Here is a 17,650-nt window from a genome sequence, read left to right on the forward strand (position 1 = left end):
TGTTTATCAAGCAAGGGTTACTACGAGAAACTCTATGTAGTAATACACCATAAAAGTATTGGGAGGGAATGCGAAGATGAAGTTGATCATTGCAATTATCCAGGATAAGGACAGTAACCGATTGTCCAGCGAGCTAGTCAAAGCCAATTTCCGTGCTACTAAACTTGCAAGTACTGGTGGCTTTTTACGGGCGGGTAATACGACATTTATGATCGGGGTAGAAGACGGTCAGATTGAATCCGTATTGACCGTAATCCGTAACAGCTGTAAAGTGCGTGAGCAGTTGGTCACTCCGGTAACACCGATGAGTGGTACAACGGATTCGTATTTGCCGCTTCCTGTCGAGGTGCAAGTCGGTGGAGCTACTGTATTCGTACTTCCTGTAGATCGTTTTGAACATTATTAAGTATAATATAAATTAGCAAGTCATTTACAAAGAGGGCGGTAGATAACCTTTGAAGATCAATCCGGGGTATAGGCCCTTAAAGAGTGAGATGACAAATACAGAAGGGGCTAACAAACCCGTTCAGCAAAAAACGTTCTCTGACGTTTTTCAGCAGCAAAGTGAGCAGAAAACCAAAGATGAACTAAACCGCCAGATCAAAGAAATACAGTCTCAAGGGGATCGTTTATCTAAGTCTATGACGATTCGTGAACTTACCATTTACCGGATGATGATCAAAAGGTTTCTGGAAGAAACGGCTCGAAGAGGCGTTACTCTGAAAGAAACACGCGGTTGGGATCGACGTGGCCGTGGCAAGCGTTACAAGCTGCTTGAGGAAATTGATTCGGCTTTGCTATCTATGGCAGATGATTTGCTGAATAGTGAGCAAGGCCGGATAGATCTGTTGGGACGTGTTGGAGAAATTCGCGGGTTGTTAATCAACCTTTCTTTTTAAAGTTTTGGGAGGAAATTATGCCTTTTCATGATATAGTAGGCCAGGAGAACGCTAAGCGGCTTCTCCAAAATGCCTTGCGCAAAGAAGCTGTGAGTCATGCTTATTTATTTACAGGGCCGGCAGGCAGTGGACAAATGAAAACGGCGCTGATGTTTGCCCAAGCAATATTTTGTACCCAGAGCAAGGACGATGCCTGTGGGGAATGCCTGGAGTGCCGGAAAGTAGAGCATGGAAACCACCCTGATTTGTCACTGCTGCAGCCAGATGGAGCAAGTATCAAAATAGATCAAATCCGTGAGCTGCAGCGCGTCTTTTCCTATCGGTCAGAGGGTGTGAATCCGAAAGTTTATATTATAGATGGAGCAGACAAAATGACAGTACAAGCTGCCAATAGTCTGCTGAAATTTCTGGAGGAGCCACCGGCTCCGGCTGTTGGAATCTTAATTTCTGATAATAGCCGTTCCTTATTGCCAACGATTCAGTCGCGGACTCAGCGGATTCCATTTAGTCCGTTAAATCCGGATATTATGCTGCAAGCTCTGGCAAGTGAGGGCGTTCCTATACCCTTAGCTCGATGTGCAGTATCACTTAGTTCAGGACTTGATGGTTGCAGGAAACTTTTGGAACAGAATTGGTTTGCAGAAATGAGAAATGTAATGTTACAATTAGCTAAGGAGTCCTTAGGCAAGGGCAGCTCCGCGGTAGCAACTGCTGGGCAGAAGCTGTTCAAGACCGGGCTCGCTGAACATTTGGATATCTTCTTCAGCATGTTCCATCTGTGGTTTAAAGATATGCTCTACTTCCTGTACCGTAAGCATGAGAGTATCGTTTTCATAGATCAGTTAGACTTTATTTCCAGGCATGCCCGTGAGCGGAGTGCGGAACAATGGGTGGCTTATATGGGATTTGCCGCAGAGAGTACTAAGAAGCTGCGATCCAATGCCAATGCCCAGTTGTGTCTGGAGCAGTTTTTAATCCGACTGGAAAGTTAAAGGATTAGTTATGATATATCCTCCGGATGTCGCTTTACCTGGAAGTATCGTTTTAACCGACGAGGAAGGACAAGCATGAATCATCAGGGAGCGGACATGCCCATAGGTTCCTTTTACCGGCAAACAAGGGGGTTAATTTTTGTACAGCGTAGTAGGTGTCCGTTTTAAAAAAGCGGGTAAAATATATTATTTCGATCCACTTGATTTTCCGATTGAACGGGATCAATATGTTATTGTGGAGACAGCACGTGGGGTTGAATACGGTAAAGTTGTCGTAGGCAAAAAAGAGGTGGAAGAATCCGACGTAGTGTTGCCCCTCAAAAAAGTGATGCGTATTGCCGGAGAAACCGACGCACGCGTGGTTGAAGAGAACAAAGGGGCCGCTAAAGAGGCGTTTACCACCTGTTTAAATAAAATACGCGACCATGGTCTCAAAATGAAGCTCGTCGATGTAGAGTTTACTTTTGACCGTAATAAGATTATATTTTACTTTACGGCCGAAGGACGGGTCGACTTTAGAGAATTGGTTAAAGATCTAGCAAGTATCTTCCGGACCCGCATTGAGCTACGGCAAATTGGGGTGCGTGATGAGGCCAAAATGCTTGGTGGACTTGGACCTTGTGGACGAGTGCTTTGTTGTTCATCTTGGTTAGGGGATTTTGAACCCGTATCCATAAAAATGGCCAAGGATCAGAACCTATCACTTAATCCGACGAAGATTTCAGGACTTTGTGGACGTCTGATGTGTTGTTTGAAGTTTGAGCATGACAATTATGAGAGTGTAAAGGAAGAAATGCCAGCGGTCGGCAAGATTGTCGTGACCTCATTGGGTGATGGCAAAGTAGTAGGACTTAATGCCGGAAGCCGTACGGTTCATGTACAGTTGTTTGAAGTGGGCAAAGTTAAGGAACTTCCAATGGATGATGTTGTCGTCAAGTAAACCATTATAAGGTTACTTTCGGGGTGGAAACTTGGAGAAGAAAAATATATTTGCACACATGCAGGATATGGAAGCACAGATGGAAACGATGCGCGCCAATCTTGGAGAATGGAAACAGACGGTAAAAGAGCTGATGGAAGCTAATCAGAGGTTAACTCTGGAGAATGAACAGCTTCGCAAAATTTTAAAGCGGGATGCACCTTTGGATCCTACCGTAGATTCTGCGGAGGCGGAAGCTCTTTTAGCTGCCGGAGAGGGAACAGAAGAGGTTGTCGGGGAAGGTTATGACAACTTGGCCCGGCTTTACCATGAAGGCTTTCACATCTGTAATGTTTATTTTGGACATTTACGCACGGAAGGTGATTGTCTGTTCTGTCTTTCTTTTCTTAATAAATGAGGATATCCAGCCGTAGGAGATTGATCCTACGGTTTTTTTTGAATTTTGGCTGAATGAGGTTAACGAATTCAATGAAGCTTAGCTCAACAAAACAAAGCATATGCTTCCGAAGCAAGTTTTGTCTCAGTGATATATTCAATGAAGCTTAGCTCAACAAAACTTTTAGGAGATTATTACATGACTAATTCTTATAACGATATACCTGTTCCTTTGTTACCAACGGAGCGGGTGGATGATTTACTAACGCATGATTTACGAATTATTCAAAGCGATGAAGTATTTAGCTTTTCTATGGATGCTGTACTGCTTGCCCGTTTCGCCAGCGTCCCGCCACGCGGGAGAGTCCTGGATCTTTGTACTGGAAACGGTGTAATACCTATTCTGATGACAACCCGAACAAAAGCTTCTATAGAAGGGATTGAAATTCAGCCCCGTTTAGCGGATATGGCTCGGCGTAGTGTGGCTTTGAATGGACTTCAGGATCAGGTTGTGATCCATGAAGGTGATTTACGTGAGTTATATAAAGTAGCAGGGCATGGCGTATATGATGCGATAACTGTTAATCCTCCTTATATGCCGCTTAACGGTAGTGACCTAAAGCTGAACACGCATCAAGCTATGGCTCGTCACGAAATAGGGTGTACACTGGAGGAGGTCATTCAAGCCTGTGTGCGACTAGTTCGGACCGGAGGAAAGGTAAGTATGGTTCACAAGCCACAACGGTTGGTGGATATTATTAGTCTTATGAGAAAATATAGGCTAGAGCCTAAGATTATTCGCTTTGTACATCCACGTGCGCATCTGGAAGCCAATATGGTATTAATTGAAGCAATGCGTGACGGCAAACCAGAGGTTCGTTTACAGCCACCACTCATTGTATATAATGAGGGCAATCAATACTGTCCAGAAATTATGGACATCTACTACGGTGCTAAAGAGGGTAAATCATGACGATATCATGCCAAAGCAGTTTCCAAAACAATAACAATACACATAAGCAGGAATCAACAGGTTCACTCTTTTTGGTGGCAACACCCATCGGTAATTTAGAGGATATGACCTATCGCGCTGTTCGCACATTGCAGGAATGCGATATTATAGCTGCTGAGGATACAAGACAAACTCGAAAATTGTTGAGCCATTTTGAAATCACACCTTCTATGCTGTTCAGTTACCATGAGCATAATAAGGCTGCCAGTGGACCTGAACTTATCCGCTATATAATAGAAGGAAAAAATTTGGCTCTCGTCAGCGATGCCGGATTACCAGCCATTTCTGATCCTGGTGCAGACCTTGTAGCCCTTGCCATAAGTCACGGTATACCAGTGATTCCTATACCTGGAGCTAACGCAGCTTTGTCAGCTTTAATTGCTTCAGGTTTGCCTACGACTACGTTCACTTTTATCGGTTTCTTACCACGTGAACGTAAAGATATCCGTGCGGTATTAAGTCCTCTTCGTACGGCACAAGGGACCATACTGTTCTATGAGTCTCCACATCGAGTGGTGAAGACGCTGGCTCATCTCCAAGAAGCATTCGGCAATCGACGAATTGTACTGGCTCGTGAATTGACGAAGAGATATGAAGAGTTTTTACGTGGGACGATTGAGGAATGTATGGATTGGCTTGCTGAACATCCACCGCTTGGCGAGTATGTAATTGTTGTTGAAGGTGAGAGTAAGGAAGATGCCGAATTGGCAGAATCGGCTTGGTGGCGCCAGTTAAGTATTGAGGAGCATGTTGCACATTACGAAGCGGCAGATTTACCACGTAAAGAAGCTATGAAAAAAGCAGCTTCTGATCGTGGTGTTGCAAAGCGGGATATTTATAACGCGCTTCTTGATAAAGCTGAGCAGTAAGTGTTATAGACCGGTTCTAATGCTGAGAGGCTAAGAATACAAAGTTTATTGTGCTTAAGAGATTTACATGTAGGTTAATGTACTTTGTACAAAGAGGAGAATAAGTCCTTTTAGACATTTTGAGGCGGGAAACTGAAGTAAAAGCAGAAAAAAAATACCTCCCGCGGTCACGGGAGGTCAAGGAGATATGAAAAGGTTAGAATTAACAATTTGATTAGTTCTATTATATACTATTTATTTTAGTTTGTCACAGGGGTAGGAATAGTAGAAATGCATTCATGACAAACTATTTTTCCTTTAAAGTAAGTTACGTTCTCAGCGTTACCGCAGAAAATGCAGGCAGGCTCATATTTCTTAAGCATAATGCGCTCACCATCAACGTAAATTTCAAGTGCGTCTTTTTCACCAATACCAAGAGTACGGCGCAATTCAATGGGAATAACTACCCGACCAAGTTCGTCTACTTTTCTTACAATTCCTGTTGATTTCATCATAACAATCGTTACTCCTCTCAATGTCCCAAAAACGCCATTATTCGACATTGTTCACTGTTTTATGATATTCATAATACCAACGATTCCCAAAACAGTCAACCTTTTTTCATATGCTAATTAAGAACTTTTTCACAAAAACTTTGAATTGCCTATCATAATCACGAATTCTAAAAAAAGTGTAAAAATAAACTTTGTCGATTTACCAAGACTAAAATCGTCATCATTCGACAAAGTACGACATAATTACTTATTATATACTTAAATTGGTTAAAATCATATTAAATTAAAAAAAGGAGTTGATCTCATGAAGCAGCCGCTCACAGAAGAAAAGGTTTTCAAAGATCCGGTTCACAACTATATCCACGTGCAGGATACTATTATTTGGCGACTAATAAATACAAAGGAGTTTCAGCGTCTACGCCGAATCCGCCAGCTGGGTACCTCGTATCTCACTTTTCATGGTGCAGAGCATAGTCGGTTTTCTCATTCCCTTGGGGTATACGAAATTACACGTAGAATCATTTCGCAATTTGAACGAAGCGGGTATAAGGATTGGATTCCTGAAGAAAGTCTGCTAACCTTGTGTGCGGCTTTGCTTCATGATCTGGGGCATGGTCCATTTTCCCATTCTATAGAAGAAGCTTTTGAAATGAACCATGAGGATTGGACTTGTCGTATTATTCTGGAGGACACAGAAATAACTGAAATCTTGCGTGATGTGGAGGAGGATTTTCCTCGTAAAGTAGCTTCAGTGATCTCCAAAACTTATGAGCATGAAATCGTTGTTAATCTGGTTTCCAGTCCGCTAGATGCTGATCGCATGGATTATTTGCTACGTGATGCGTACTATACAGGTGTAAACTATGGAACGATCGATATTGATCGGATTTTGAGAATGCTGCGTCCTTATAATGGTCGGGTTGTGGTAAAAGAATCGGGAATGCATGCGATTGAGGATTATTTAATGTCGCGTTATCAAATGTACTGGCAAGTATATTTTCATCCGGTGACACGCAGCTCTGAGATTATTTTGCGACAAATTTTCCGTAGAGCTAAGGAGCTTTTCCAAGAGGGGTACCATTTTAGTTTTATGATTAATCCGCTGGAGGATTTGTTCCGTGGAGAGGTGACAGTGAAGCAATATTTAATGTTAGATGAGGCGCTGGTTCAGACGGCTTTTATGCAGTGGACGCTTGAAAAAGATGAGCTATTAAGCGACTTGTGCACCCGTTTTATTCATCGTAAACTGTATAAATATGTTGAGATGGAGAATCTTGATACAGATATGATTACTGAAATTCGCAGCAGTTTTGCGGCAGCGGGACTTCACCCGGAATATGACTTGGAGATTGATTTTCCGACAGATTTGCCCTATGATGTGTTCCGTCCGGGAGAAGCCTTTGACAATAAGCAAATCTTGCTGCTTGATCGACATGATCAGCTGAGGGAAATTTCAGAGGTGTCGGATATTGTACGCTCTATTAGCGGCATTCATCGTGGCAGGTATCATCTGTATTTTCCTCAAGATAAGTTGAGACAAGCGCTTACAAGATTGCCATCTTCAATAGCAGAGATTTTTGCAAAATAATACAAGAAAATATGGGATTTTTGACAAGAAGAAACGATGTTTTCGTCTTTTCAAATCAATAACTGCTTCCCGTAGAAATAGACGATACAATAGATGGCGTGAAATTCACACTGTCTTATGTTAAAAAACAACAAGGAGTGACGGCAAAAATGTTTCTGTTTGACACACATACGCATCTGGATGCACCTCAATTCGACGAGGATCGCGAAGAAGTTATCGCTCGTGCTGTAGAGGCTGGCGTTAGTAAGATGATTAATATCGGATTTAATCGGGAGACGATTCCCTCTACGATGAAGCTGGCAGAATCTTATGATTATATTTATGCTGCAGTGGGCTGGCATCCGCAGGATGCGATAGATATGAAAGAAGGAGACCTCGATTGGATCGCTTCTTTGTGCAGTCATAAAAAAGTGGTGGCTATTGGGGAAATTGGACTGGATTATTACTGGGATACCTCTCCCAAGGATGTGCAACATGAGGTTTTTCGCAAGCAAATCGGACTAGCCCGTGAACTAAAGATGCCGATTTGTATTCATGACCGTGATGCCCATGAAGATGTTGTACGGATTTTGCGGGAGGAAAAGGCAAATGAGGTTGGAGGCGTAATGCACTCATTCTCAGGAAGCTGGGAAACGGCAAAAATGTGCTTGAATCTTGGTTTTCATTTATCGTTTGGAGGACCCATTACGTTCAAAAATGCACGAGTGCCAAAAGAAGTGCTTGCGCAGACCCCGTTAGACCGATTATTGATCGAAACGGATGCTCCATATTTGACTCCTCATCCCTTCCGCGGGAAGCGAAATGAGAGTGCTCATGTGAAGTTGGTAGCAGAGGCGGCAGCTGAAATTAAAGGGCTAACATGGGAAGAATTGGCTAAAATAACGTATGCGAACGCACTGGAACGATTTGGGATTGAGTGAAAACGGGAGTAAAATAGGCGAAAAATAGAGAATGGCCGATATATTAAACTTTTTTAATATAAAAACGGCTGAATATTACAATATTTTAACCAAATTTTTGCTTAAACGTGGTTGAATCGTCCTTTACAACATGCATCAAAACAGGATATCATCTTTTCAGTGATGTGGGCTGTGTTATAGTGACAGCCACTGATTCATGGATCGTCTCGCTGAGTCTCCGTATGGAGAACGGGGGAACCAATATTGACCTGTCGCATGCCTGTATTTTGAATACGGCTTCGACGTGCCACAGGACAGTATTTGATTTCTTCACGTGGTCTTTGGGGTGAATTTAAGGGCAACCGCCATGAGCGGGTGACCTGAAATAGGGCGTCTCTCTTTCGTCCGAACCCGACAGCTAACCCCGTAAGCGCAAGTAAGAGAGGCAACCTCGTGCACAAGCATTCTCTATTCTGAATTTGGAGAAGCCACGAAAGAGTCCTCAATTGAACTCTTTTTAGGCTTTTTTATTTTTGAATAAATAGAATGTTGCCCACATACTGTTATATAACAGGGGTGGGAGTAGCTGTGCCGAGCAGGCGATCCATGAGCAGGAGACGCTAAGTTATTAAGTGCGTGTCCTGTGACAATCTCAAATAGTTTCGTCAAAGGAATTCAGTCCTCATGATATACAATTGACGACGGGGCTATGTAAGGAGGATGGAGAGAATGGGCGTATTCCAACCAGAAGTATCCCATGATTCGCAGTCATCCAGCAGGTCTTTCGCACTACGGTGGGAGCAAGTAAATACTCGCGTACTTTTACTTGCAGGCGTGATTTCAGTCGCTATCGCGCTACTTATTCTGCTGTACGTACACGGTCAAAGTAACAAACAATTATTTTTAGTAATAGACGGGCAGACACAGACGCTTGAAACGCGAGAAGCGCTTCTTGGTGATGTGCTGGAGAAAGAGCAAATTTCGCTGCAGCCGCATGATGAACTATCTTTAGGTCTGAGTGATGAAATAAAAGACGGTGACCGTGTCGTTATCAATCGTGCGCAGAAAATTAGCCTTATTGCGGACGGAGCAACAAAAACGTTATATACAACCGAGGATACAATCGGTAAAGCAATTGACAAAATGGGCATCACCCTAGAAGGTCATGATAAGATTTTCCCTTCGTTAGACACCGCCATTTCTGCCAACATGGAGATTAAGATTGTTCGCATCAACAAACAGACTGTACAGCGGACAACTAACTTACCCTTCAGAGTCATCAAGACAGCAGACCCCTCCCTTACTGTGGGAACAGTTAGAGTGGCACAGGCAGGCAAACCAGGCGTCATGATTCAGCATATTGAAAAGATCTACCAAGACGGAGAACTGGCCTCTATGCGCATGATTGGTAAGGAAGTACAAACGGTAACGAAAGATAAAGTTATTGCCGTTGGTACCAAACCACTTCCTAAGCCGGCTGTAGCTAAGACTACAACAACTTCCAAATCAAACACTACTTCCAAAACGGCTAAGGTTAGCGCCAAGACTAATAACGTCACAAGCAAGGCTGGCGTAGACTTTGAGTACAAGAAGATGATTAAGAACGTCTCCATGACAGCTTATTCATCAGAAGAGCCAGGTATAGGTACCAAAACTGCCTCCGGAACACGCGTAACGGAAGGTCGTACAATTGCAGTAGACCCGAATGTAATCCCTATTGGCTGGTGGGTATATATTGAGGGGCTTGGATTCCGCCGAGCTGAAGATACTGGCGGTGCCATTAAAGGCAATAAAGTAGATGTCTATTACGATTCACTGAGCCATGTGCGTAATTTCGGTCGTAAATCACGTACCGTTTATGTGATTGGACCTGTGAAGCCGGAGTTAAATTAGTTCGGAAGCTTTTGCAAATTATTCTTTGATAAGCTATAGTGATGATAACCGTTAAGGAACGCCAGATGATCATTTCGTTGATCGCAGAGCAACCGCTCATCACTTATAAATTCTTTAACCAAAAGAAGAGGAGCGAAACCTCTTCTTTTTTGCTTTTTTTGGAAGGAGTCAATAGATATGATTAAGGAATTAATTGTCGTTGAAGGTAAGAGTGATACCGTCGCTGTTAAACGCGCTGTAGAAGCAGATACGATCGAAACAGGGGGCTCGGCGGTAGACCGGACCGTAATTGCGAAGATCGCGCTTGCTATGGAGCGTAGAGGGGTGATTATTCTTACAGATCCGGATCACGCGGGTGAACGAATTCGTAAGATTGTGTCCGCAAAGGTGCCGGGCTGCAAGCATGCTTTCATTCCGGAGAAGGACGCAACCCGTAAGGGAGATATCGGTGTGGAGAACGCCTCTCCAGAGGCGATTCGTCATGCGCTACGAAACGTACATACCTCTTTTGAAGGAGCACCTGCAATAATTGGAATTGACGATCTAATGGCCGCTGGAATGCTTGTACACCCTCGGGCAGCTGAAAGACGTATGGCACTTGGTAATTTGCTTGGAATCGGATATTGTAATGGCAAGCAGCTGTACAAGCGGCTGGCGATGTTTGGAATTACGCGGGAGGAATTTGCCGGAGCTCTCGCCCAAATTGATCAGGGGGGCATTACTTCATGAGTGGTAGAGAGGAAATTTCAACTCCAAAACGGACAAAAGAGATTATTCAACGTTATGGATTTAAGTTCAAGAAGAGCTTAGGACAGAATTTTTTGATTGATCAAAATATATTGGACAAGATTGTAGACGCTGCTGGGCTAGATAGCGACTCAGGGGCTCTAGAGATCGGTCCTGGGATTGGAGCACTTACGGAGCGTTTGGCGCTAACAGCCGGTGCGGTAACCGCTGTGGAGATCGACCGTAGGTTGATCCCTATTTTAAGGGACGTGCTTTCCCCTTACCCGCATGTTAAGGTTCGTAATGATGATGTTCTGAATGTAAACCTGCAGGAGCTGTTCAAGGAAGACTTTTCATCCGTGAACAAGGTAAGCGTAGTTGCCAATTTGCCGTATTATGTGACTACACCGATCCTGATGAAGCTGCTCGAAGAGAAGCTTCCGCTTGATAACATCGTTGTAATGATTCAGAAAGAGGTTGCGGAGCGTATGGCTGCTTCTCCGGGAGGGAAGGAATACGGAAGCCTTAGCATTGCCGTGCAGTATTACAGCGAGCCTGAGCTCGTCTGCATTGTGCCGCGTACAGTATTCATTCCTCAGCCTAATGTGGAGTCAGCTGTAATCCGTCTAAAGGTAAGAGAGCGCCCACCGGTAGAAGTTGAGAGTGAGAAGCATTTCTTTGAGGTCGTTCAAGCTTCTTTCACACAGCGTCGCAAAACGATTGCTAACAATCTCAAGGCTCGTTACTTCCCTGAAGAGGGACGTGAACGTCTGGAGGCTTTACTTGCAGAAGCTGGTATTGAACCAACCCGTCGCGGAGAAACGTTAAGTTTAGAAGAATACGCCCGATTGAGCGGTGTTCTGTTGGCTGCTGGAATCGTATAAGCTAAAAACACGGCTAGTTATGAACCAACTGAGGCCTTTGCCCATACGATGGGGTAGAGGTGGTGGTTGTAATGAATTTAGGAGACTTGGTCGTTCGTAAATCATATGGCGGTGATTTGACTTTTCGTGTAGATCATATTGTGCAGGACAGAGCCGTCATTAAAGGCACAGATTTCCGTCTGTTGGCGGATTCTCCTCTGAATGACTTGGTTCAAGTGCCTCCTACCCGAATTACGGAACGAGGACAACAAGCACAGATTAAAGCGAATGAATCACTGACACAGCTGCGGAAAGACCGACAGGAGCAAAGTCAGCGGAGCGGGAGCGCTCTATCAGAGGGGGCATGGGCTCCATCGCCCAAGGAAGCTGCTTATTTTGAAGTGCCGGGGAAAGTACTACATCTGGATGGCGATCCGGCGTACTTGAATAAGAGTCTGAGCTTATATGAGCAATTGCGGATCCCTGCTGAAGGTCATCATGTTCATGAGTCCGCAATGGCTGACACTTTATACCGGCTGCTGCCCCGCGTGCGTCCAGATATTGTGGTGATTACCGGTCATGACGGGGTGCTGAAGCAACAGCATACTTACGATCTTCACAGTCTGAGCAGCTATAAAAATTCGCAAAACTTCGTAGCTGCTATTAGGGTAGCTAGGGATTATGAGCGAAATTTTGATGCGTTGACGATTGTTGCAGGTGCTTGCCAGTCACATTTTGAAGCGCTGCTGGGGGCAGGGGCGAACTTTGCCAGTTCCCCTGGACGGATATTGATCCATGCCTTAGACCCAGTATACGTAGCGGCAAAATCGTCGTTCACGCCCATTAGGGATACGGTGAATCTGAGTGATGTTTTGAACAACACCATTAGTGGTAATCAGGGAATCGGCGGTATTGAGACCCGTGGCAGCTTCCGTATTGGGATGCCGCGTCTGCAGAACCTGTCGGCACTAAAAGTGACACCTTCTGCGATTTAATCGACAGGGTAGGTCTATTTTCTAAGGCTAATAGGTAATTTGGAGTGGCCGAATAGAATAATGTGAAGAGAGGGTGAGCGATATGCTTGACCCTTTTTTTATGTTCAGAGCATATATATTGGGGCACCCGCATAGTACCTGGGCACGGATCGAAGCCCCCCACTTTGGGGGATTTATTACGTGAAATAGCTGCTATCTTTAAAGAACTACAAGGATATGTTTTGTTGCTTAGTAGCAATCGCATTACAGATAACAAGGATATTAGTTCGCCTCTGATTGCCCACAAAAAAATTCCGTTGACAACCAAATATTCATCATCTATAATTATTTATTTGCTTTGACAAACGCCTGAGAAAGTTGTATAATGGACAAGAAAAGAGGTGGTCGTCAGGCAATGGCTAATAACGCGCTGTTGGAAATTAAACGCAGTCTCGAAGCTCACGTCGGTCATAAGATCACGTTGCGTGCAAACGGAGGTCGTCGTAAAACCGTTGAACGCACCGGTGTCCTGGAAGAAACGTACCCTTCTGTATTTATTGTCAAACTGGATCAGGAGCAGCAAACATTCAAGCGAGTCTCCTATAGCTATGCCGATATCCTTACTGAATCTGTGGAAATCACAGTTTGTGAAGACGATGGGCAGATGCGGATTATGTATATTAAAGCTTAATGTCTCACAGGCAGCTTCCTTTGGAGGCTGTTTTTTATTTCTACGAGAACCGGTTGTCCTTGATAAAGGACGGCCGGTTCTTTTTGGCGGTTAACATGTCCGGTGAATGATCCTTGTTCTTAGCAAGCATACTAATTGAGCAATGGGTTTATCATTTACTTTCATAAGGGAGGAATTCCGTAATGAGCGGAAGAAAACGAGGCACGATGTCGGAAGAACTAAAGACGGAGTTAGCCAAGGAGCTTGGTTTTTACGAAACTGTAGAACGTGAAGGCTGGGGAGGAATCCGGGCAAAGGATGCCGGCAATATGGTAAAAAGAGCAATTCAGCTCGCTGAACAAGCTGCCCGGAAATCTTAATCTTTAGGGTGTGAACATTTATTTAACGAATAAGGGTGCGTCCAACTGGCGACACCCTTTTATTATTGGACTTCATTAGAAGTTTTTCATATAATATGTTAAGTTGTTTTTACGGGAAAAGCTGAAGGTGGGTGAACGCCTTGAAAATGTATGAAAAGGCACCAGCGAAAATTAATTTGATGCTGGATGTGCTGCACAAGCGTGCTGACGGTTTTCATGAGGTGGAAATGATTATGACCATGGTGGATCTAGCAGACCGCTTAGAGCTGTCTGAGCTGCCAAGGGATACTATTATAATATCAAGTCAAGCGGGTTATATTCCTCTAGATGAGAAGAACCTGGCCTTTCAGGCGGCTAGGCTTATTAAAGAGCGTTATAACGTGAAGAGTGGTGTACATATCCATCTGGACAAAAGAATACCGGTCGCTGCTGGCCTGGCTGGCGGAAGCAGCGATGCAGCAGCTACGCTACGCGGCCTTAATCGGCTGTGGCGTCTAGGCATACCTTCACAGGAGCTACAGGAGCTTGGTGCTGAGCTTGGTTCAGATGTGCCGTTCTGCGTTACAGGCGGTACTGCCTTGGCAACAGGTCGTGGCGAAAAGCTCACGCCGATTAAGAACCCTCCGCAATGCTGGGTAGTATTGGCTAAGCCACCTATCAATGTATCGACTGCGGAAGTATACGGACGCGTTCGGAGCAATAATATAGCTGTTCATCCTTCGGCTAGAAAGATGCAGGACGCGATCGAAGCTGGAGATTTTGGGGGCGTGTGTAATCATCTGGGTAATGTGCTTGAGGATGTTACTTTAAAGCTGCATCCAGAGGTACAGCAGCTCAAAGAGGCGATGGTTAAGCTCGGAGCAGACGGAGTCTTAATGTCCGGCAGCGGTCCTACAGTGTTCGGTTTAGTGTCCAAGCAGTCTAAAGTAGCAAGAATTTATAATGGACTGCGAGGGTTCTGCAAGGAAGTCTATGCAGTGAGATCACTCAATTAGTATGCTTCTCTTGTGTAAACCCGTACAAAAGTGATATATTTTTCATAAAATATTCGGTTTTGGCGAGGAGCATTCCGTGAAGAAATTAAAAAGAAGCCAACGTTTGGTAGACATGACTCAGTTTTTACTTGAGCGGCCACATGACCTACTGCCGCTGTCTATATTTGCCGATCGGTATGGAGCGGCTAAGTCCTCCATCAGTGAAGATTTGGCAATCATAAAAGAAGTATTTGAAGGTGAAGGCATCGGTGAGCTTCAGACCTTAGCCGGCGCAGCAGGTGGAGTACGTTATATTCCTGTTATGCCTAAAGAAATGGCGCTCTCTTTTGTTAAACGTTTATGTGTGCAGCTAGAACAGACAGATCGGATACTGCCCGGTGGTTATTTGTATATGTCGGATCTGCTTGGACTGCCATCTTTGATGGAGCAGGCGGGGAAGATCATCGCAACGGCCTTTTATGGATCGGAAATCGATGTGGTGATGACAGTAGAAACTAAGGGGATTCCGTTAGCCTATGCAACGGCAGCACAGCTCGGCTTGCCAGTAGTACTGGTACGACGTGACCATCAGGTTACAGAAGGCTCGGCAGTAAGTATTAACTATGTATCTGGATCACATAAGAGCATACACACCATGTCTCTCTCCAGACGTGCACTCAAGGAGAAATCGCGGGTACTCATCGTAGATGACTTCATGAAGGCAGGCGGAACCGTTCGAGGGATGGTCGACTTACTGGGAGAGTTTAATGCCGAGGTTGCTGGAGTGGGTGTATTAGTTGAGTCAGGCGCAGTAGAGTCGGAAGAACGCCTGTTGCATGACTATGTGTCTTTAGTAAAGCTGAGCGAGGTCGATTCGAAAGAGCGGCGGATTTCAGCGCATCCGGGTAACTATTTTTCCTCTTGATGGTTTGACGTTTCTACGTTTTCAAAAAGCGTGGAAATTGTCGAAAACGTAAGGAATATTAAGAAAATCACCCGATGCATGTCGAAAACAACAGATCCTAAAAAATATATTTCTTTTTTAGGTATTTTATGGAATCAAAAAGAAGGAATTCGCTTTGCTGTGTGGAATTATACACCAAGTCTCTGATGGAAAAAGGTGGTGAACACACACATGCAAATTACGGATGTCAGACTCCGCCGCGTTAACTCTGAGGGGAGAATGAAAGCAATCGCATCCATTACAATCGATAACGAGTTTGTTGTTCATGACATTCGCGTCATCGATGGTAATAACGGGATGTTTGTTGCAATGCCCAGCAAGCGTACACCGGATGGCGAATTCCGCGATATCGCTCACCCGATCTCTTCGGGAACACGCGAGAAGATTCAATCCGCGGTTTTAGCCGAGTACGATCGCGCCGCTACTGAAGAAGAAGAAGAAGTTATTGAAGAGGGAGCTTAGGCTGCCTCGGAAGACGGCTACCTTTTGGGTGGCGTAGGATCCGCCGTTTTTGATAAGATCATACCGAATACACTTCAGGACTTAAGCAGCTTGATCTTGCAAGAAAAGCTACCGCTAGTGAAGGATTTGACGACATCTTCGAAAGGCAGCGATAAATGCTTTTCTAACATGGGGTTTATAGAAAAGGGAACCATGACTTCATGGTTCTCTTTTCTTTTTGCCCGGAATGAGATATATTCAGTAGTGAGTTCAAGAGTAGGAGGTTGGCATTCTTGAAAAGAATGGCTATAGTTCTTGCCGCAGGTCAAGGCAAGCGAATGAAATCTAAATTATATAAGGTGCTGCACCCCGTTTGCGGTAAGCCAATGGTAGGGCACGTGCTTGATACAGTAAAAGCTACCGGATGCCAGCGCACCGTTGTTGTTGTTGGGCATGGCGCAGAGAAAGTTAAGGCCTTTGTAGGGCAAGGTGCGGAATACGTGCTGCAGGAAACTCAGCTCGGTACTGGTCACGCTGTCAAACAGGCTAAGGATTTGCTCGGTAGTGAAGAGGGAACAACGATTGTTGCCTATGGCGACACTCCGCTTATTACATCGGAGACGCTGATAGGATTAATGGCTCTGCATGAGGAACGTCAGGCAGCAGCGACTGTATTAACTGCAGTAATGGATGATCCATCCGGGTTAGGACGGATTATTCGTAGTGAAGATGGCGGTTTATTGAAGATTGTAGAACAGAAAGATTGTAATGCCGAACAGGCTGCTATTCATGAAATTAATACAGGAATTTATTGCTTTGATAACATTAAGTTATTTTCAGCGTTAGAGAAGGTTACTAACAGCAATAATCAACAAGAATATTATTTAACAGATGTTATCAGTATTCTGCGTGAGCAAGGTGATCTTGTTCTAGCTTTTCAGACTGAGGATGCTAACGAGTCTATTGGTGTTAATGACCGTCTAGCTTTGTCAGATGCGGAAGCAATTATGCGTCAACGTATCAACCGCAAACATATGCTGGGTGGCGTAACCATAATCGATCCTGCCTCCACTTATATCGGAGCAGATGTGGTCATTGGTTCTGATACAACGATCTATCCAGGAACCATCTTGAAGGGGAAAACTGTAATCGGTGAGAACTGTGTGATCGGACCGGCAAGCGAAATCGAGGATTGTCAGATCATGGACGACGCAACGATTAAGCAGTCTGTATTGAATCAAGCACAAGTCGGCGCACGGACTACCGTTGGGCCTTTTGCCTATTTGCGTCCAGGTTCTATACTTGGAGAAGAAGTGAAAGTTGGAGATTTCGTCGAGATCAAAAATGCTACGATTGGTGACGGCTCTAAGGTGTCACATCTTAGCTATATTGGCGATGCATCTGTGGGTAAGAATGTAAACGTCGGTTGCGGTGCGATTACTGTTAACTATGACGGGTATAATAAATCTACGACAACAATTGAAGACGATGCCTTTATCGGCAGTAACGTTAACCTTATTGCACCAGTTACTGTGGGCAAAGGGGCTTTTGTTGTAGCTGGTTCGACAATTACGCGTTCCGTTTCAGAGAACGATCTTGCTGTTGCTAGAGTAAGACAAGAGAACAAACCGGGATATGCTGAGAAGATACGTTCCCGTGCAAAAGCGAAGAAAGACCACTCGAGTCCATCGTAAAGC

General features: G+C 44.5%; 20 protein-coding genes and 1 riboswitch. Of the genes, 19 read left to right on the forward strand and 1 reads right to left on the reverse strand.

Translation table 11 applies throughout. The annotated features are described in order from the left end of the window. Nucleotides 1-76 precede the first annotated feature (76 nt). The 7 genes from NSU15_RS00140 (at nt 77) to rsmI (ending at nt 5,087) form a co-directional block, all read left to right on the forward strand. Nucleotides 77-406, forward strand: a complete 330-nt coding sequence (locus NSU15_RS00140) for a cyclic-di-AMP receptor (RefSeq protein ID WP_042123080.1) — start codon at nt 77-79, stop codon at nt 404-406. 49 nt (nt 407-455) lie between these two features. Continuing rightward, nucleotides 456-899, forward strand: a complete 444-nt coding sequence (locus NSU15_RS00145; RefSeq protein WP_042123083.1) for a YaaR family protein — start codon at nt 456-458, stop codon at nt 897-899. 17 nt (nt 900-916) lie between these two features. Then, complete coding sequence (holB, locus tag NSU15_RS00150) at nt 917-1,891, forward strand: DNA polymerase III subunit delta' (protein WP_042123085.1); 975 nt, start codon at nt 917-919, stop codon at nt 1,889-1,891. A 139-nt stretch (nt 1,892-2,030) separates the two neighbouring features. Beyond that, on the forward strand, nt 2,031-2,831 hold the full coding sequence (locus tag NSU15_RS00155) for a stage 0 sporulation family protein (protein ID WP_042123087.1): 801 nt from the start codon (nt 2,031-2,033) through the stop codon (nt 2,829-2,831). A gap of 31 nt (nt 2,832-2,862) precedes the next feature. Next, nucleotides 2,863-3,228, forward strand: coding sequence for a DNA replication initiation control protein YabA (gene yabA / locus NSU15_RS00160; protein WP_042123089.1), 366 nt, complete (start codon nt 2,863-2,865; stop codon nt 3,226-3,228). 177 nt (nt 3,229-3,405) lie between these two features. After that, entirely contained in the window at nt 3,406-4,179 is a 774-nt protein-coding gene (locus NSU15_RS00165) for a tRNA1(Val) (adenine(37)-N6)-methyltransferase (protein ID WP_076121197.1), read from the forward strand. After that, entirely contained in the window at nt 4,176-5,087 is a 912-nt protein-coding gene (gene rsmI, locus NSU15_RS00170; protein ID WP_076121196.1) for a 16S rRNA (cytidine(1402)-2'-O)-methyltransferase, read from the forward strand. Before NSU15_RS00165 ends, rsmI begins: the two co-directional genes overlap by 4 nt. Before the next feature lie 239 nt (nt 5,088-5,326). Here the strand turns inward: rsmI and NSU15_RS00175 are convergent, their stop codons facing one another. Further along, nucleotides 5,327-5,581: an AbrB/MazE/SpoVT family DNA-binding domain-containing protein gene (locus tag NSU15_RS00175; protein WP_042123095.1), complete on the reverse strand. Its 255-nt coding sequence runs from the start codon at nt 5,579-5,581 to the stop codon at nt 5,327-5,329. Nucleotides 5,582-5,885: 304 nt separating this feature from the next. Here NSU15_RS00175 and NSU15_RS00180 point away from each other — a divergent pair, with 304 nt between their 5' ends. The 12 genes from NSU15_RS00180 (at nt 5,886) to glmU (ending at nt 17,647) form a co-directional block, all read left to right on the forward strand. After that, a complete protein-coding gene (locus NSU15_RS00180) occupies nt 5,886-7,169 on the forward strand; it encodes an HD domain-containing protein (protein WP_076121195.1) in 1,284 nt (427 codons plus the stop codon). Nucleotides 7,170-7,318: 149 nt separating this feature from the next. Further along, nucleotides 7,319-8,089, forward strand: coding sequence for a TatD family hydrolase (locus NSU15_RS00185; protein ID WP_042123099.1), 771 nt, complete (start codon nt 7,319-7,321; stop codon nt 8,087-8,089). Between the two features lie 197 nt (nt 8,090-8,286). Next, nucleotides 8,287-8,516: riboswitch (cyclic di-AMP (ydaO/yuaA leader) on the forward strand. A gap of 281 nt (nt 8,517-8,797) precedes the next feature. Beyond that, on the forward strand, nt 8,798-9,961 hold the full coding sequence (locus NSU15_RS00190) for a 3D domain-containing protein (protein ID WP_042123100.1): 1,164 nt from the start codon (nt 8,798-8,800) through the stop codon (nt 9,959-9,961). Between the two features lie 177 nt (nt 9,962-10,138). Next, the gene (gene rnmV, locus NSU15_RS00195; RefSeq protein ID WP_042123102.1) at nt 10,139-10,690 is read left to right on the forward strand and encodes a ribonuclease M5; all 552 of its coding nucleotides are present in this window, start codon (nt 10,139-10,141) and stop codon (nt 10,688-10,690) included. Beyond that, complete coding sequence (gene rsmA / locus NSU15_RS00200) at nt 10,687-11,571, forward strand: 16S rRNA (adenine(1518)-N(6)/adenine(1519)-N(6))-dimethyltransferase RsmA (protein ID WP_042123104.1); 885 nt, start codon at nt 10,687-10,689, stop codon at nt 11,569-11,571. The genes rnmV and rsmA overlap by 4 nt, the downstream gene beginning before the upstream one ends. 71 nt (nt 11,572-11,642) lie before the next feature. Next, a complete protein-coding gene (yabG, locus tag NSU15_RS00205) occupies nt 11,643-12,545 on the forward strand; it encodes a sporulation peptidase YabG (protein WP_076121194.1) in 903 nt (300 codons plus the stop codon). A 394-nt stretch (nt 12,546-12,939) separates the two neighbouring features. Beyond that, nucleotides 12,940-13,215, forward strand: a complete 276-nt coding sequence (locus NSU15_RS00210; RefSeq protein WP_019914493.1) for a Veg family protein — start codon at nt 12,940-12,942, stop codon at nt 13,213-13,215. A gap of 182 nt (nt 13,216-13,397) precedes the next feature. Further along, complete coding sequence (locus NSU15_RS00215) at nt 13,398-13,574, forward strand: small, acid-soluble spore protein, alpha/beta type (RefSeq protein WP_339288711.1); 177 nt, start codon at nt 13,398-13,400, stop codon at nt 13,572-13,574. 140 nt (nt 13,575-13,714) lie between these two features. Next, complete coding sequence (ispE, locus tag NSU15_RS00220; RefSeq protein WP_339288713.1) at nt 13,715-14,569, forward strand: 4-(cytidine 5'-diphospho)-2-C-methyl-D-erythritol kinase; 855 nt, start codon at nt 13,715-13,717, stop codon at nt 14,567-14,569. Between the two features lie 76 nt (nt 14,570-14,645). Then, nucleotides 14,646-15,473 carry a pur operon repressor gene (gene purR, locus NSU15_RS00225; protein WP_042123117.1) on the forward strand — a complete coding sequence of 276 codons (828 nt, stop codon included), beginning with the start codon at nt 14,646-14,648 and terminating at the stop codon, nt 15,471-15,473. Nucleotides 15,474-15,683: 210 nt separating this feature from the next. Next, entirely contained in the window at nt 15,684-15,974 is a 291-nt protein-coding gene (gene spoVG, locus NSU15_RS00230) for a septation regulator SpoVG (protein WP_042123119.1), read from the forward strand. 272 nt (nt 15,975-16,246) lie between these two features. Continuing rightward, nucleotides 16,247-17,647, forward strand: coding sequence for a bifunctional UDP-N-acetylglucosamine diphosphorylase/glucosamine-1-phosphate N-acetyltransferase GlmU (gene glmU, locus NSU15_RS00235; protein WP_339288715.1), 1,401 nt, complete (start codon nt 16,247-16,249; stop codon nt 17,645-17,647). Nucleotides 17,648-17,650 lie beyond the last annotated feature (3 nt).

The sequence above is a fragment of the Paenibacillus sp. FSL E2-0201 genome (assembly GCF_037963325.1).
Lineage (GTDB): Bacteria > Bacillota > Bacilli > Paenibacillales > Paenibacillaceae > Paenibacillus_AQ.

Bases quoted from the DNA above. Each gene is read 5' to 3' on its own strand.
- NSU15_RS00210 (WP_019914493.1), top strand. From the start codon at position 12,940: ATGGCTAATAACGCGCTGTTGGAAATTAAACGCAGTCTCGAAGCTCAC.
- NSU15_RS00190 (WP_042123100.1), top strand. From the start codon at position 8,798: ATGGGCGTATTCCAACCAGAAGTATCCCATGATTCGCAGTCATCCAGC.
- holB (WP_042123085.1), top strand. From the start codon at position 917: ATGCCTTTTCATGATATAGTAGGCCAGGAGAACGCTAAGCGGCTTCTC.
- NSU15_RS00180 (WP_076121195.1), top strand. From the start codon at position 5,886: ATGAAGCAGCCGCTCACAGAAGAAAAGGTTTTCAAAGATCCGGTTCAC.
- rsmA (WP_042123104.1), top strand. From the start codon at position 10,687: ATGAGTGGTAGAGAGGAAATTTCAACTCCAAAACGGACAAAAGAGATT.
- NSU15_RS00175 (WP_042123095.1), bottom strand. From the start codon at position 5,581: ATGATGAAATCAACAGGAATTGTAAGAAAAGTAGACGAACTTGGTCGG.
- NSU15_RS00185 (WP_042123099.1), top strand. From the start codon at position 7,319: ATGTTTCTGTTTGACACACATACGCATCTGGATGCACCTCAATTCGAC.
- rsmI (WP_076121196.1), top strand. From the start codon at position 4,176: ATGACGATATCATGCCAAAGCAGTTTCCAAAACAATAACAATACACAT.
- NSU15_RS00140 (WP_042123080.1), top strand. From the start codon at position 77: ATGAAGTTGATCATTGCAATTATCCAGGATAAGGACAGTAACCGATTG.
- NSU15_RS00215 (WP_339288711.1), top strand. From the start codon at position 13,398: ATGAGCGGAAGAAAACGAGGCACGATGTCGGAAGAACTAAAGACGGAG.
- NSU15_RS00165 (WP_076121197.1), top strand. From the start codon at position 3,406: ATGACTAATTCTTATAACGATATACCTGTTCCTTTGTTACCAACGGAG.
- rnmV (WP_042123102.1), top strand. From the start codon at position 10,139: ATGATTAAGGAATTAATTGTCGTTGAAGGTAAGAGTGATACCGTCGCT.
- spoVG (WP_042123119.1), top strand. From the start codon at position 15,684: ATGCAAATTACGGATGTCAGACTCCGCCGCGTTAACTCTGAGGGGAGA.
- yabG (WP_076121194.1), top strand. From the start codon at position 11,643: ATGAATTTAGGAGACTTGGTCGTTCGTAAATCATATGGCGGTGATTTG.